Raw genomic sequence first — 14,586 nt, forward strand, 5'->3', positions numbered from 1 at the left:
AAATTGCCCAAAAAATAAATTTGCGTTGAACGCGCGCGCTTTATACCATGTTTGTTTTACTAAATCCAACAATCGGTAACATAAACCTAATGGCTGTCACTATAAAAACCGCTGAAGAAATCGAAAAAATGCGTATCGCCGGAAAACTTGCCTCGCAAGTTCTGGACATGATTAAACCGCATGTTGTTCCCGGCGTAACGACAAATACATTAAATGACATTTGTCATGACTATATAGTTAATGAACTAGGTTCTATTCCGGCCCCGCTCAACTATGGCAACCCGCCATTCCCTAAATCTATCTGCACCTCGCTTAACACGCAAATTTGTCACGGCATTCCCAGCGAGAAAAAGCTGAAGAAAGGTGACACGATGAATATTGACGTCACCATTATTAAAGATGGCTATCACGGCGATACCAGCCGCATGTACCACATTGGCGATGTCGCGGCTCCGGCTGCTCGCCTGAGCCATATTGCACAGGTCGCCATGTACATTGGTATCGATATGGTTAAGCCTGGTGTTCGCTTGGGCGATATCGGCCATGCCATCCAAACTTATGCCGAAGCTCAACATACTTCAGTCGTCCGTGAGTATTGTGGTCATGGTATTGGCGCAGTGTTTCATGAAGAGCCGCAGGTCTTACACTACGGCAAACCAAACACCGGCTTGGTATTAGAGCCTGGTATGACGTTTACCATTGAGCCAATGATTAATCTGGGTAAGCGCGAAACTCGCCTACTGGGTGATCAGTGGACCGTAGTTACCAAAGACCGCTCACTCTCAGCACAATGGGAGCACACAATTTTAGTCACTGAAACCGGTTATGAAATTCTGACGCTTCGTGAAGAAGAAGCTAACTGGAAGACCCTATTACCATGACCTTAAACCGGATGGCCAGTATTGCAGTACTTATTATAGTGTGTAGTACTGGCTTTGCGGATGACACCTCGCATCAGCAAGCCGCCGCTGAGCTATTAGAGGTCACTCACTCCGATGAAATCGCTGCCAGCCTAATTGATGAGATGAAACAACTCATTGACGAAATCCCACATAGCGATGACCTAAGCGCAGAACAAAGCAAATTACTCACTGACTTCAAACTGGAGATGCAGACACTGATAACCAATACCTTCGGTTGGTCTGCAATGCAGGAAGATTACAGTAAAGTCTATGCTGACGCTTACACTGAAGCAGAGCTCAAACAACTGACTGCCTTTTATAAGACTGACCTTGGGCAAAAATTGCTGGAACATGGCAATGACGTTGCCGAAGCACTGGATCTGATCCCTCAGCAACGCATCGAAACACTAATGCCACAAATGCAACAGTCCGCACAGGCAATCATGCTCAAAATAGAAGCACTTAGCACTAAAGATTCAGAAGCTACTGAAAACACGGAATAATTTATTGTCTTACATTGGCTACAGTAGGGTTCAATCTGTTGTAAAATAAACACACCACTACTCCGCAAATGCTTGACTCATTCTGGCGAATCCTATAAGTTCGGTCTAAGCGTAGACGCAAATCAATGTCTACTTAGCCCGCACCTGCTTAGGGGTGCTCCGCGATGCCATCATACCAAATCATAATTCGGGGGTTACGGCATCGGAATATCTATATGTGCCGTTAGTGTATTCTTTCATTCTAAACTTTGATTAGGGATAGCATGTGCCCCAACGCACTTCGCTAGGTTTTAATTTGTCATTTTCTAACTTAAATTTACAAGACAGCTTTGTTGCTTCTATTGAAGCTGCAGGTTATCAGTCGCCTACAGATCTCCAAACTAAGTTAATTCCGTTAGTCGGAGAAAGGAAATCTGTATTGGTCTGGAGTCAATCAGCGGCAGGTAAAACTGGCGCATTTCTGATTCCCGCCGTTAATTATATTCTGGCTAATCCGCTGGAGGAAAAACGGGGTGCGCGCATTCTGATTTTGACTTCGCGACGTGATCGCGTCAGTCAAATTAACTACACCCTCAAACGACTGACCCGCGATCATAATATGCGCTTTGGGTTTATTGTTAGCGGCCGCCCTTATCAACCACAGATGCGACTTATGCGCAGACCGTTGGATATGATGGTTGCCACCCCCGGTCGCTTAGGTGATTTGGTTGATAATAATAAAGCGGACTTCTCTCAACTGGAAATGCTGATCATTGACGATATGACCACCATTTATCAGAAGAATATGCACCCGCTAATCAGCAAAATTATGGAACAGACGAAACGTGACTGCCCGGTCGTTGCCTTTGTGCGCTACGACGAGGAAGTTAATCATCTGGCCAGAGAGTTACTGCCAGATGCCGTTGAGATCGAAGGTTTGGAAGGTGAAGACGAAGAGCTACCGGTAAATACCGATGACGCACTCGTTATCAATGTCCCCACACCAAAATCAACAGAAGCGCCTAAAAAGACATTCCCAGAACACCCGCAACATGTTTACGTTGCCGATGACTACACGCATAAGATCGCGTTAATGGATCATTTTCTGGATGAGCTGGAGGGAGAGCCAACCGTTATTTATGTCTCTACCACTAAAGCGGCCTCTGTACTTCAAGATAACTTGGCCAACCTCGGACACGTCGCAGAACTGGCACATGATCTTAAGCCGAACGAAATCTCCAGCACTGATACGCCAACCCTCATTGTTTCAGATCAAAAGCCACTAGACCTGCCAGCGGGACAAGATCAACACATTATTCATTTTGATCTGCCGTTTAAGCTAGACAACTATCGCAAGCGAATCGATAAGCACGATCAGAGCCGCGAAGACGCCATGATTATTCTGGCGGACGGTAATGATTACGACTCATTACAGCGCATAGAAAAGGCAATCGGCTCATCAATTGAGCAGCACACTGCACCGGGCTTAGAACCTCTCAATCCATTTGTTAGCACTCAACCCGCCGCCTCAAGAAACAACAGCAACACCCGCAAGTCTAATCCCAGAACCAATACCAGTACGAATAAGCGCGCGCCAAGAGCACGCACCAGTACCGCGAATGCAAATGCAAGTACGGGAAAGAAGCCAGCTGCACCAAGAAAGAATACTCGTAAGCCTGCAGCAAAAACCGCTGGAGCGACCAATACGACTAACAATAAAACCAATACCCGCTCCCGTAGCACTGGCACCGATGACAAAGAAAACCGTCGTCAGCGCAAAGGTCCTTATGGACGCTTAAATGGCGGCGCTCAACGTAAGCGTAATGATGTTGGCGTAAGCAGTGTAGGTACGCAAGCACCTGCCGTTAGCCCCATGTCTAATAAAGAATGGGATAATGCAGTAACCAGCAAAAATAAGCCCGAGAAAGAAAAACGTGTGGTTATCCGCTATAAGGATAAGAAGCGCACCTTGGTTAAAGAAGACCCGGGCTCGGACGCTTAATCACAGCAGTAGATCTAAAGGAACTGATCAATGCAGAGGGAATCATTAGCAGCGCAACGCGGACAAGGATGGCTGGTCAGTTTTGCTGCTTTAATCGTACTAAGCGCGATTGGTGTCGTTGCTTACACCATTATCACCACACCTAAGCCAGAAGCAACTATCGTAGAGCCCACTGCTCCGGCGGTTGCACCCGCTCTGAGCAATCAAGATTTACTGCAAATATCCCAGCAGCTTTCACTTAAATATCTCAGCAAAAAAAGCACTTCTGCCGAAGAAGATCGCCAAGCACTCAATAACACCCTGAACAACCTCAGCCGTAGTGACTCAGCCACCGACCGACTTGCATTACAGCAATTAAAAGCGGGTGAACTGGATGAGGCAATCACTACCCTGAAAGCTCAGGCACTGGATACCAAAGCACCTCGCGAAGCAGCCAAACACTGGCTCGACATTGGTAATTTACAGAATTTGAATTCAGGCGATGATGCATTGAGCGCTTATCAAAAGTCTGTAACATTGGACCCGGATAATATCAATGCATGGAATCGTATCGGACACCTTGAACGTCAACGCAAACAATATGATCGGGCAGAAATTGCTTACCGTAATGTCACGCGCCTAGGAAACAACCAAAGCCAGACTCAAGCATTGGCATTGGCTAATTTTGGTTTGCTGTATCAAACTCAAAACAAAACTGAGCAAGCCATTGATGCCTTCGCACAAGCTCTGAAAATCAATACGACGCTAAACAACAATGCTGGCATTGCTTCCAACAGCGAAAATCTTGCCAGCTTATATCGCCAGCTAAACCAGTGGGAAAATGCCGAACAGCATTACCGCCGAGCGCTGGAGATTTATAAAGCAGATAAGCATGTCGCCAAAAGCATTGAGCTCCATGCCGCGCTAGGCAGCTTGTATCAAGCTAACCAGCAATCGGAACTGGCCCTCAGCGAGTACCAACAAGCACTAGCACTGAACGTTGAAAATCCTGATAAACGCTTTAATGCCAGCCTGTATAGCAGCATGGGAATTCTGGCACAGCAAAGTAATGAGCTAGACAAAGCAGAAGAGTATTTTAATCAGGCGTTGGCGCTGTACGAAGAAATGAATAATCTGCGCGGAACAGCTGATCAGTTAAGTAATTTGGCCACAGTGAGCCGAAGTCGCAGGCAGTATGAAGCCAGCGAAGCACTACACCTAAAAGCAATCGCGCTGTATGAACAAGGAAAGTATCCGCAAGCCATCACTACTCAGCACACTAATCTAGGCTTTCTTTACACCGCATGGAAGAAGAACGATCTCGCCTGCAAATATTGGCGCAAGAGTGTTGAAGGCCTCACAGGAGAACGTAATAGCGCTCGTAGGGCACGGATTGAAGCAATCATTGAGCGTGACTGCCAAACTGAGGTAACAGTCCAACCTGAGACCGACGAGACTCCTGTCGCTGAAGCACTCACAACTCCAGAGCCTTCTACTACAGACACTGAGCCACCCGTTCCGGAAGCTGAGGCAGTACCAGAAAGCTCGACAACACCCTAGCCAAACAGCAGATACAAAAAAGGCGGATGACATAGCATCCGCCTTTTTCTTATTACAAGCTAAACAACAACTTAAACTGCAGAACCTGCTTTAGTCGCTTTTGGTGCTTCAAGCTCTTTATCAATCTCATTCAAGTCTTCTGACTGGGCAGCACCGACGCTGTACAACTTCAGAATACTATCTTGGCTACTCAGAGCCTTCTTACGATCGATTACCACCTGATAGCCAAACTCATCTTCAAGCTTGATAAAGTCATCCTTACTGCCTTTGATTAGCTTGTAGAACGATTTGAAGTCCTCAAAGGTATGCCCGTTCAACTTTTCAATCAGCAAGAACGATACATCATGAAAGCCTTTATTACTGTTAGCCGGTAAAACGCGTGTCAGAATAACCGCTTCTTTACGAGTTTCTGTGGGCCAGAAATTTTTCAGCGTCATAATGCGCTCATCAAAATTCACACGACGACGGCTTGCCGTAATCAAGTCATCCGTTAATGGCATAAATATGAAACCACCAACAATAAAGTAGCTTGGCTTTTCTTCAAACTTTGGTGCGGATACCAGATCAAATGCATCTTCGGTACGAGAGAGCTTCACCACTACATCCATTGGCTTAGCATCACGAATAATACTCAGCTTCACTTCGTCACCCAGCTGGTGCATATCAACATAATGCTCGTAAGCAATGGTTTCTTTGTAACGGAACGCAACCATGCCGTTATTAGCAATCTTATGACCATCAATAGTGGTGATGATGTCATCCTTCATCAGAATACCTTCAGCCGGTGCGCTTGGGTAAACCATTGAAACCAATACTCCACTCTGATCATCCGTTACACCGTACTTACTGCGCAGTGCCGGACTTTCAATCTCTTGATGCAAAATTCCCAGTGTTGGGAAGCCATCATAACGCTTGTCTTCCAAATCCGTCAGGAAGTGCTTAACAACCGCCGTAGGAATGATGTAGCCGACATTTTCTGATGAGTTCATCGACTGCATAACAACACCGACGACTTTGTCACCAGACATCACAGGACCACCACTATTGCCCGGATTAATCGCAGCATCCACTTGTACGGAAATCAGGCTGCGGCTCTTGTGTACATAGACTGAACGCTCGATACGGGACACGACACCACGAGTAACACTCAAACTATCACCACCGACCGGATAACCGTAAGCCGTTACTTCCTGCTGAGCCTGTGGCAAATCACCAAAGCCCAATGCCTTAGTATCAAAGAAACCCGGTACCGGATCTTTTAGCGTTACGATCGCCAAATCAGAGTCGTGAGAAATATTGGAGACAACCGCCTCATAGCGATTCGTTTCACCGTGCTTTCTCACTTCGATAAAGGTCGCATTAGAAACGACATGCGCATTGGTCAGAATCTGGTTACCACCGATAATAAATCCGGACCCCGTTGAACGGTCGATATAAGAATTCCAAGGCTTTAGTGTATCCACCAAATGAGACACAACAAACAGCTTAACCACCGCTTCTTTGGCGTCACCCAGCACCATTAGCTTTTTTTGTTCGGCAGCTTCCGTCTCAGCATCTGCCATTGCAGCGCTCGCCATAAATGACATCACAAAGCCTGTCATCAGCGCTATTAATAAGTTTTTCTTATAGTTAACAAGTTTGAACATATCTTCCCCGAGGATTATTAAAATACTTATATGTCTTATATATCAACAACCCACACACCATCACAAGTTGTTTATGCATTATATAACCTAAAATTTAAGCAACCTAAGACAATCAACCAAAACGTTTAAAATAACTATTTAGGATACAGTGACTTATAGCGCAAACATCGACCGACTATCGCCTCGCAAATGATTCATCGCACGATTAAGCTAACAACAAGGTAAATCGCCATAGACTAATTATCAAGCAGTCACTCACCCCCCATGTGTGGCAGGACTTGATCAACTAACCCCAAATAATAAGAATGTATAAATATTATGAATGAGATTAACCCACTTCTTGAAAAGTACAATAGTCTTGTGAATGTCATTATGAACACTGACTACACTGTTAAAGAGTATATCGTCACTGAGCAAAAGATAGTGACAACACTAAAGGCGATGCGAGGCAAGCTTAGCCATGAGCACCTCCATAATATTACCCGCATCAGCAAAGTCTTAAGCTCAGAGGCCGTAATGGTTCCGATGGCTGAGACGGTCGGCTCCATTAAAAGCCAGGATTCTTTTGATTATTTGTTGGATCAGTTTCTGGAATGCCACGAGTATGAGCAAGAAAATCACGCGACTGCCATGGCTTGTTATGAAGCGATGGTAAGGCTTGATCCAGAGCGCGTCGTCCGTGAGGGAATTGATCAGCACCCATCTTTGCTATAAGGACAACTTATCGATTGTTAGAATAATCACGTGCTACACTGTTGAATTATTAATGGATGTGACGCCGATACTAGCTAACGATGAATACTTATCTGTCTATATTGCTAAAGGATGCCAAGCTGCGTCTGACACCATTTACCCAATGGGCGGGTGAACTTAAAAACCCGGAAATACTCAGAGCCGACATTGTTGCGGGCATTACCGTAGCACTGGTGCTAATTCCACAATCCATGGCTTATGCGCAATTAGCCGGATTGCCACCACATATCGGTTTGTATGCGTCATTTTTAGTGCCCATTATTGCGGCCCTATTTGGCTCATCAAGACAGCTACAAAATGGTCCGGTAGCGATTATATCGCTGATGAGCGCAGCCGCGCTGGCCAATCTCGCGTTATCGACAGAGCAATACATTATTCATGCGGCCATATTGGCCCTCATGGTGGGCGTGTTTCAGCTGATACTCGGCTTCTTGCGGCTGGGTGTATTGGTTGATTTCTTATCGCATCCCGTGGTGATTGGCTTTACCAATGCCGCCGCCATCGTGATCGGCAGCCTGCAAATCGGCAAGCTGTTTGGCATCAGCATGGAAAGCAACACCAATCTATTCACGACCTTTTCCAAGTTTATTGGGGAAATCCCAACGCATACCCATCTCCCGACCTTGATTATGGGGATCTTCTCCCTATTCCTGCTGATCTATATGCGTCGCCAATTTCCGCGGTTACCCGGTATTTTATTGACCGTGGTCATCACGATTATATTGTCATGGATGATTGGCTTTGAAGATCGCGGAGGCGCAGTAGTCGGTTTTGTAAACCCTGGCCTACCGGCAATTCGTATTCCAATTGCTGACGAATGGCACTTCAAGCCCTTGATTGTGCCCGCCATGATTATTGCCTTGCTAAGTTTTGTGGAAGCCTTTTCAATTGCCAAAGCCGTCGCTTCAAAAACGCGTCAGCGCATTTCAGCGGATCAGGAAATGGTCGGTAAAGGGCTCGCCAATATCGCAGCCGGCTTCACTCAGGGTTATGCGGTGTCAGGCTCGTTCTCACGTACCGCCGTGGCATTTGATGCCGGCGCCAGAACCGGTTTTGCAGCGATTGTTAGTGGTATTATCGTCGGAATCACCCTGCTATTCCTGACGCCACTACTGCATCACCTGCCATTGGCAACGCTAGCAGCCATCATTATTGTTGCTGTCTACAATATGATTAAGTTTGAACCCTTCCAACATGCCTGGAAGGTGAATCCACATGATGGTGCGATTGCTTTAATCGTCTTCTTGAGCACCTTAGCCGCAGCCCCACATTTGGAAACCGGCATCTTTATCGGTGTTGCCTTATCGATTGCGCTCTACCTTTACCGCACCATGAAGCCACACTTTGCAGAGCTGGCTAAAGACAAAGACGGTGTATTCCGAGATGCCAAAATCTATGGCATGCAAACCAGTGATAACTTCGCCCTATTCCGCTTTGATGGCGATTTGTATTTTGCTAATGCGGGTTATTTAGAGAAGCGACTGCTCAATGCCATTGCCGACAAGCCAAACTTAAAAGCGATCGTATTGGATTTGGAAGCGGTTGATCAGATTGATTCCACCGGTGAAGAAATGCTGGCACATATGGCAGAAGGCCTAAGCTTAGCAGGAGTTGTGCTCTGCATTAGCCGTCCGAAACACAAGCTACTGTCAGCATTAGAGCGCTCGGGTTTATACCATGTGATTGGCGCACAAAACTTCTACGGTAAACGCATTCGTGCGATCTGGGATCTGAAAGAACGCTTAGGGGATGAGCTCGACATTAGCCATCTGGAATACTACAAGCCAATCGATGAGCTACCAGATGAACATGAAGACCGCGACTTTGCGGATAAGCCATTTGCCATAAAGCCAGCACAGAAGCCAACTGACTCAGAAGTTTAGGCAAGTGACTCCCCGTTAATGGATTTCATTTGGCGGGGAGTTAAAGATCAAAGCCACCCAGCGCCTCGATCAATGTCAACTTTAAGGAATCGCTAAACTCTTCCTCATACAAATACGCACACACGATTTCGCGAAGCACGCATTTATCAATCTTACCTTCTGCCAAACTCACCACGTAGTTTTCACTCTCATGCCAGAAGCGCTCAATGCAATAATCATAACCATTCAACTCCATAAAATAAGCCCCTAGATATAAACTAGAGCGCTTATTACCATCATTGAAAGCATGAAACTTGTTAACGGCAAAGATTAGATGGGTGAGTTTATCGACAAAGTCTGGGTAATAGAGATCGTTCTGAATGTGTTCCAGCACGCTTTCCAGCAAGCCAATTTCCCGAATACCTTCTAAGCCCCCACTTAAGTCGATGATCAGCTTTTGCTCGGCAATCGCCCGATGCACATCAAAATAGAATATTGGGTATTCCATTAGCGGTCTTTCAGTCGGCGAAACACGGCCAGTGTTTCTTCATCCTCAAGCCGCTCGGCCAGACTCTTACTGGTTTCACCCAGAAATTTTTCAAAATCCACCGCAGGGACCGATTGAATATAGCCTTCCAGCTTATGATGCAGGGCATCACGAAAGCATAAGTCACGGCTTGCCATACGAGTGCGAGCGCCATCAATATAGGGGCGGATAAATGGATTTTCCTGAGAGGCCTCAAAGATCTCTTCAACTTCCTCCCTCAGCAGCTTACGTCCAAGCACCTCACATCGCTCACGCAGCTTTTCTGCAATCCCATTTTCATAACTGGCGATCAAACTTAACACTTCCGAGTACATGGTATCCCGGGTGCTACTTTTGTCGTTTAGATTGAGGATTTTCCGGTATTCAGAGGCATCTTCTTTGAAAATAGCCTGATAAATACGATTGGTAAAATACGGGTACTTATCGCCCCCCATGTCCACACAGTCGCGCAAGGCTTCGGTGAACAAACGGCGATAGCTGTATTCCTGATAGGAGGCGGGTAAATAATCACGGTCGCGCTGATTGATAAAGCGAGTATGTCCACCACTCTTTTTGGCAATCACATCCAGCACAATATCTAACACGCGAGAGCGAATTTGGCGCGCTCGCTCACTCTCAGTTAAGACCATGGCCAGATTGATCACAGCACGAAAATTGAATACGCCAATACTAGGCGCTTTGTCGCCGACACCCGTGTCGGAGACATACTGTAACTTGAAGATTTTTAAGCGTTTTCCTTTTAAAACCGTATAGCCGTTACTAATCAGTTCATCGCTATGATGCTGAATAAAACGCTCTACCGTTCGGGGGTCTACCCCTAGAAAATCAGCGACCTGCGCCTTGGTAAATACCGGCTCATCTTCAAATGGTGTTCCCTTAAAATCAAAATGTTCGCTGATTTTTTCTAAAGCATACGGGTTATTTAAAATGTTCTGCCGATGAATACTCGAAGTGGTTAAATCCTTACTCATATCACCCCCTGAAAGCCAACAGCTGCGACACTGCTCTCAATCCATCTGCAGAACACAATACCGCTTTTTGTTTGACAAATAAAGTAAAAATATCAAACAAAAAGAGAACTCAAAACAAACCGTCTATCTGCCCCTGCTCATTGATATGAATATGATCAGCGGATGGCACACGCGGCAATCCGGGCATGGTCATAATGTCGCCACACACTACTACAATGAACTCAGCGCCTGCCGACAAGCGTACTTCACGCACCGGAACCGCATGGCCGCTAGGCGCTCCCATCAAGTTTGGATCGGTTGAGAAGCTGTATTGAGTCTTCGCCATACACACGGGAAAATGCCCATAGCCCTGCTCCTGAAAACGCGCAAATTGCTCACGTACTTTTTTATCCGCAATAATTTCATCCGCACCGTAGAGCGTCTTGGCAATGTGCTGCGCCTTATCCCAAAGTGGCATTTCATCATCATAGAGCAGTTTGAAATCACCCTCACCGCTATCGGCTAACTGCGCCACATGCTGAGCTAACTCCTCTGTTCCTGCCCCGCCATTACTCCAATGCGTACAATCAAAGGCGCTGACACCTAACGCCGCACAGCGATCGCGAATGGCCTGTAACTCAGCCTCAGTATCGGTCACAAAGCAGTTAATCGCTACCGTAACTGGCACACCAAATTTAGACAGATTACTAATATGGCGCTCCAGATTACTGCAACCATGCACCACTGCTTCTACATTTTCTCCCGCCAGTTCGTTTTTAGCGACACCACCATGCATCTTAAGCGCACGCACTGTGGCCACCAATACAATTGCAGCAGGCTCCAAGCCACTTTTACGGCATTTGATATCAAGGAATTTTTCAGCACCTAAGTCCGCACCAAAACCAGCCTCAGTCACTACATAATCAACCAGCTTCAGCGCGGTTTTGGTCGCAATCACCGAGTTACAACCATGAGCAATATTGGCAAATGGACCACCGTGAATAAAGGCTGGATTATTTTCCAGTGTCTGCACCAGGTTGGGCATAAAGGCGTCTTTAAGTAATACCGTCATCGCGCCTTGTGCATTCATTGCTTTAGCCAACACAGGCTGCATATCGCGAGTGTAGCCCACCACAATATTACCAATGCGTCGCGTCAGATCATCTAAATCCGTCGCCAAGCAGAAAATGGCCATAATCTCGGAAGCCACCGTAATATCGTAACCACTTTCACGTGGCGTGCCGTTAAATGGGCCGCCCAATCCAATCGTGATATTACGCAGCGCCCGATCATTCATATCCACCACCCTACGAAATACGATACGACGAGGATCTAAACCTGATTTATTTTCCCAGTGGATATGATTATCAACCAAAGCCGCCAGCAAATTATGCGCTGCGCTAATGGCATGGAAATCACCCGTGAAGTGAAGATTAATATCCTCCATCGGCACGACTTGGGCATAGCCGCCACCGGCCGCACCACCTTTCATGCCAAAACAGGGGCCAAGGCTTGGCTCACGAATACAAATCGCCGCCTTTTTACCAATTCGATTTAAGCCATCACACAAACCAACCGTCGTGGTCGTCTTACCTTCACCCGCTGGCGTTGGTGAGATTGCCGTTACCAGAATCAATTTGCCATTTGGCTTATCCTGAATCGACTGAATAAAGGCCTGACTGATTTTTGCTTTGGTATGCCCGTAAGGCATCAAGTCATCATAAGGAATGCCTAACGTCTCTCCGATTGCAGAAATCGGCTGCATGCGGGCTTCCCGTGCTATTTCAATGTCACTTTTATAAGAACTCATATTCCTCCGGTATTCCATAGTGCCTATTGCAAGCAACGTCGAGTTTTCTGGTATGCCACTACCTAACATCGCTTCCAATGGATAAGTTTGCCTTAAATAAAACGAGGCCTTTGATTAAACTAAAATTAAGTCTATTCTAATTATGACATCGTTTTACTATCACCTATCATGAAATAGTCTTTTATCAGATGCAAGCGTTTTCATACCGCTGTCAGTACAAGATTTCTAACACAAAATCCATTTTCTAAAGCTATACTAAGCTTATGAGTTATCTACTAATTATTGCAAATACACCCTCCCCCAACACACAGCGTCTAAGAGATGCGGTTGCTCGTGGGGCTGCATCATCCGACTTTCCAGTCCGCGTTCATTCACCACAAGAAGTCAACGCTGAAGATATCTCGCAAGCGGCCGGCATTATTATTGGCACCACTGAAAACTTCGGCTATATGAGCGGCCTACTGAAAGACCTGTTTGAGCGCATTTACTACCCTTGCTTGGAACAAACACAGGCCAAACCTTGGGCACTGTATGTGAAAGCAGGATTAGATGGCACGGGCGCAATCAGCAGCGTTGAGCGAATTGTCACCGGATTGCGTTGGAAAGCTATCCAACCACCGCTGTTACTCAAAGGCGACTTTCAGGAGTCTTTTATCGAAGAGTGTGAGACTTTGGGAGCCGGCATGGCAGAAGGCCTATCTCTGGGTATTTTCTAAGCGTTTATTGATAGTTTTTCTATCCCTCAACCCTCTGTTTGTTTCATTGACAGCAAAGCAACTCGGCCCTAAAGTCCCGCAACTTTTTTAATACTATCACTCAAACGAGGTTGCGCTGTGTACCGAGTCATCAGTCCACTTTTATTACTGTTTGCCAGCGTGTTTATTCTGATGCTGGGAAATGGCTTGATCAATATTCTCCTGCCAGTAAGGCTGAGCCTTGAGTCAGTCGATACCGATAGCATCGGTTTAATCCTGTCTTTGTATGCGGTTGGTTTGCTGCTGGGTGGTATGTACTCTGGCCATCTCATTCAGCGCGCCGGTCATATCCGCGTGTTTGCATTTAGTGCTGCGCTGGGTGCAATTAGTATTTTGGTCTGCAGCCTGTATACCGACACCTGGCTTTGGGCAGCAATGCGCATCGTGATTGGTTTCAGTAATGCCTGCGCCTATTCCGTTATGGATGGCTGGTTGAGTGACAGCTCTACCCCTAAAACACGTGGCCGTATCCTAGCGACCAACCAAGTGGTCATGATGGGCGCGATGTTTATCGGGCAATTCTTAATGGTATTAGCCGACCCGATGACTCACCTGTTGTTTGTATTGGCCGGCATTATTCTGTGTTTCTCCGTTATTCCGGTTTCGATGAATCGTAACCCCGGCCCGATCATAGAAACCAATGAAAGCATGCCGATCATGAAGCTTTATAAGCGCTCTCCACTAGGCGTGATCAGCTGTTTCTTTTGCGGCATTTTATACAGCGCTATTTTTAACATGCTGCCCATCTTCGCAGCGGATAACAATATCACTGGCTTGCAGCTATCATGGTTTATGGGTAGCTCGATCTTGGGCGCGTTCTTATTGCAGTTCCCCGTGGGCTATCTTTCGGATACCTTTAGCCGCAGAACGGTGATGCTGTATGTGATTGTGGTTTCAGCCGTTGCCGGTTTATTGATTCCGATCATGCTGGCAGCCGATCAGTTTTTGGTTGTTTTAGTGCTTACTGGTATTACTGCAGGGATCTGCGCTTGTCTCTATCCAATGAGTATTGCAGAAGCCTTTGACCGCTTGAAGCAAAGCGAAATGGTTGGCGCCATGGGCAGCTTGATCATGGTCTTTGCCGTTGGCAGCATGATTGGCCCCTACAGCTCATCACTAGTCATTAAGTGGATGGGCTCTGGCATGCTGTTTACCTTCCTCGCCGTAATTCAGGGCGGATTAGCATTCTTTATCGTGTACCGCATGCAAGTTCGCGAATCGGTACCTTCTGATGAGCAGGAAGACTTTGTTATGCAAGGCGCGGCGATGCCAATCGGTGTTCACCTCGACCCTCGTACACCAGACTGACATAAAAAAGCACCTGACGCCATGCAGGTG

General features: G+C 46.5%; 12 protein-coding genes. 8 read left to right on the forward strand and 4 right to left on the reverse strand.

Going from position 1 to position 14,586, the window contains the following annotated elements; genetic code table 11:
- Positions 1-89: 89 nt before the first annotated feature.
- From map to LEUMU_RS0111395, 4 genes are all read left to right on the forward strand, one after another.
- On the forward strand, positions 90-881 hold the full coding sequence (gene map, locus LEUMU_RS0111380) for a type I methionyl aminopeptidase (RefSeq protein WP_022952411.1): 792 nt from the start codon (positions 90-92) through the stop codon (positions 879-881).
- Positions 878-1,405, forward strand: coding sequence for a DUF2059 domain-containing protein (locus LEUMU_RS0111385; protein WP_022952412.1), 528 nt, complete (start codon positions 878-880; stop codon positions 1,403-1,405). The genes map and LEUMU_RS0111385 overlap by 4 nt, the downstream gene beginning before the upstream one ends.
- Positions 1,406-1,700: 295 nt before the next feature.
- On the forward strand, positions 1,701-3,386 hold the full coding sequence (locus LEUMU_RS0111390) for a DEAD/DEAH box helicase (protein WP_026744690.1): 1,686 nt from the start codon (positions 1,701-1,703) through the stop codon (positions 3,384-3,386).
- A gap of 30 nt (positions 3,387-3,416) precedes the next feature.
- A complete protein-coding gene (locus LEUMU_RS0111395; RefSeq protein ID WP_022952414.1) occupies positions 3,417-4,925 on the forward strand; it encodes a tetratricopeptide repeat protein in 1,509 nt (502 codons plus the stop codon).
- Between the two features lie 71 nt (positions 4,926-4,996).
- Here LEUMU_RS0111395 and LEUMU_RS25735 read toward each other — a convergent pair whose 3' ends face one another.
- Positions 4,997-6,571: a S1C family serine protease gene (locus tag LEUMU_RS25735; protein ID WP_022952415.1), complete on the reverse strand. Its 1,575-nt coding sequence runs from the start codon at positions 6,569-6,571 to the stop codon at positions 4,997-4,999.
- A 318-nt stretch (positions 6,572-6,889) separates the two neighbouring features.
- Between LEUMU_RS25735 and LEUMU_RS0111405 the strand changes: the two genes are divergently transcribed.
- Positions 6,890-7,285: a hypothetical protein gene (locus LEUMU_RS0111405; RefSeq protein ID WP_022952416.1), complete on the forward strand. Its 396-nt coding sequence runs from the start codon at positions 6,890-6,892 to the stop codon at positions 7,283-7,285.
- 80 nt (positions 7,286-7,365) lie between these two features.
- Positions 7,366-9,207, forward strand: coding sequence for a SulP family inorganic anion transporter (locus tag LEUMU_RS25740; protein ID WP_022952417.1), 1,842 nt, complete (start codon positions 7,366-7,368; stop codon positions 9,205-9,207).
- A gap of 40 nt (positions 9,208-9,247) precedes the next feature.
- Here the strand turns inward: LEUMU_RS25740 and LEUMU_RS0111415 are convergent, their stop codons facing one another.
- The 3 genes from LEUMU_RS0111415 to LEUMU_RS0111425 form a co-directional block, all read right to left on the reverse strand.
- The gene (locus LEUMU_RS0111415) at positions 9,248-9,694 is read right to left on the reverse strand and encodes a type II toxin-antitoxin system death-on-curing family toxin (protein WP_022952418.1); all 447 of its coding nucleotides are present in this window, start codon (positions 9,692-9,694) and stop codon (positions 9,248-9,250) included.
- Complete coding sequence (locus LEUMU_RS0111420; protein ID WP_022952419.1) at positions 9,694-10,704, reverse strand: hypothetical protein; 1,011 nt, start codon at positions 10,702-10,704, stop codon at positions 9,694-9,696. Before LEUMU_RS0111420 ends, LEUMU_RS0111415 begins: the two co-directional genes overlap by 1 nt.
- A gap of 109 nt (positions 10,705-10,813) precedes the next feature.
- Complete coding sequence (locus LEUMU_RS0111425) at positions 10,814-12,493, reverse strand: formate--tetrahydrofolate ligase (RefSeq protein ID WP_022952420.1); 1,680 nt, start codon at positions 12,491-12,493, stop codon at positions 10,814-10,816.
- Positions 12,494-12,756: 263 nt separating this feature from the next.
- Here LEUMU_RS0111425 and LEUMU_RS0111430 point away from each other — a divergent pair, with 263 nt between their 5' ends.
- Both LEUMU_RS0111430 and LEUMU_RS25745 read left to right on the forward strand, forming a co-directional pair.
- Complete coding sequence (locus LEUMU_RS0111430) at positions 12,757-13,209, forward strand: flavodoxin family protein (protein ID WP_022952421.1); 453 nt, start codon at positions 12,757-12,759, stop codon at positions 13,207-13,209.
- Positions 13,210-13,326: 117 nt separating this feature from the next.
- Positions 13,327-14,556: an MFS transporter gene (locus LEUMU_RS25745; RefSeq protein WP_051156020.1), complete on the forward strand. Its 1,230-nt coding sequence runs from the start codon at positions 13,327-13,329 to the stop codon at positions 14,554-14,556.
- Positions 14,557-14,586 lie beyond the last annotated feature (30 nt).

Source organism: Leucothrix mucor DSM 2157 (assembly GCF_000419525.1).
Classification (GTDB): Bacteria; Pseudomonadota; Gammaproteobacteria; order Thiotrichales; family Thiotrichaceae; genus Leucothrix; species Leucothrix mucor.

Bases quoted from the DNA above. Each gene is read 5' to 3' on its own strand.
- map (WP_022952411.1), top strand. From the start codon at position 90: ATGGCTGTCACTATAAAAACCGCTGAAGAAATCGAAAAAATGCGTATC.
- LEUMU_RS0111385 (WP_022952412.1), top strand. From the start codon at position 878: ATGACCTTAAACCGGATGGCCAGTATTGCAGTACTTATTATAGTGTGT.
- LEUMU_RS0111395 (WP_022952414.1), top strand. From the start codon at position 3,417: ATGCAGAGGGAATCATTAGCAGCGCAACGCGGACAAGGATGGCTGGTC.
- LEUMU_RS25735 (WP_022952415.1), bottom strand. From the start codon at position 6,571: ATGTTCAAACTTGTTAACTATAAGAAAAACTTATTAATAGCGCTGATG.
- LEUMU_RS0111405 (WP_022952416.1), top strand. From the start codon at position 6,890: ATGAATGAGATTAACCCACTTCTTGAAAAGTACAATAGTCTTGTGAAT.
- LEUMU_RS25740 (WP_022952417.1), top strand. From the start codon at position 7,366: ATGAATACTTATCTGTCTATATTGCTAAAGGATGCCAAGCTGCGTCTG.
- LEUMU_RS0111415 (WP_022952418.1), bottom strand. From the start codon at position 9,694: ATGGAATACCCAATATTCTATTTTGATGTGCATCGGGCGATTGCCGAG.
- LEUMU_RS0111420 (WP_022952419.1), bottom strand. From the start codon at position 10,704: ATGAGTAAGGATTTAACCACTTCGAGTATTCATCGGCAGAACATTTTA.
- LEUMU_RS0111425 (WP_022952420.1), bottom strand. From the start codon at position 12,493: ATGAGTTCTTATAAAAGTGACATTGAAATAGCACGGGAAGCCCGCATG.
- LEUMU_RS0111430 (WP_022952421.1), top strand. From the start codon at position 12,757: ATGAGTTATCTACTAATTATTGCAAATACACCCTCCCCCAACACACAG.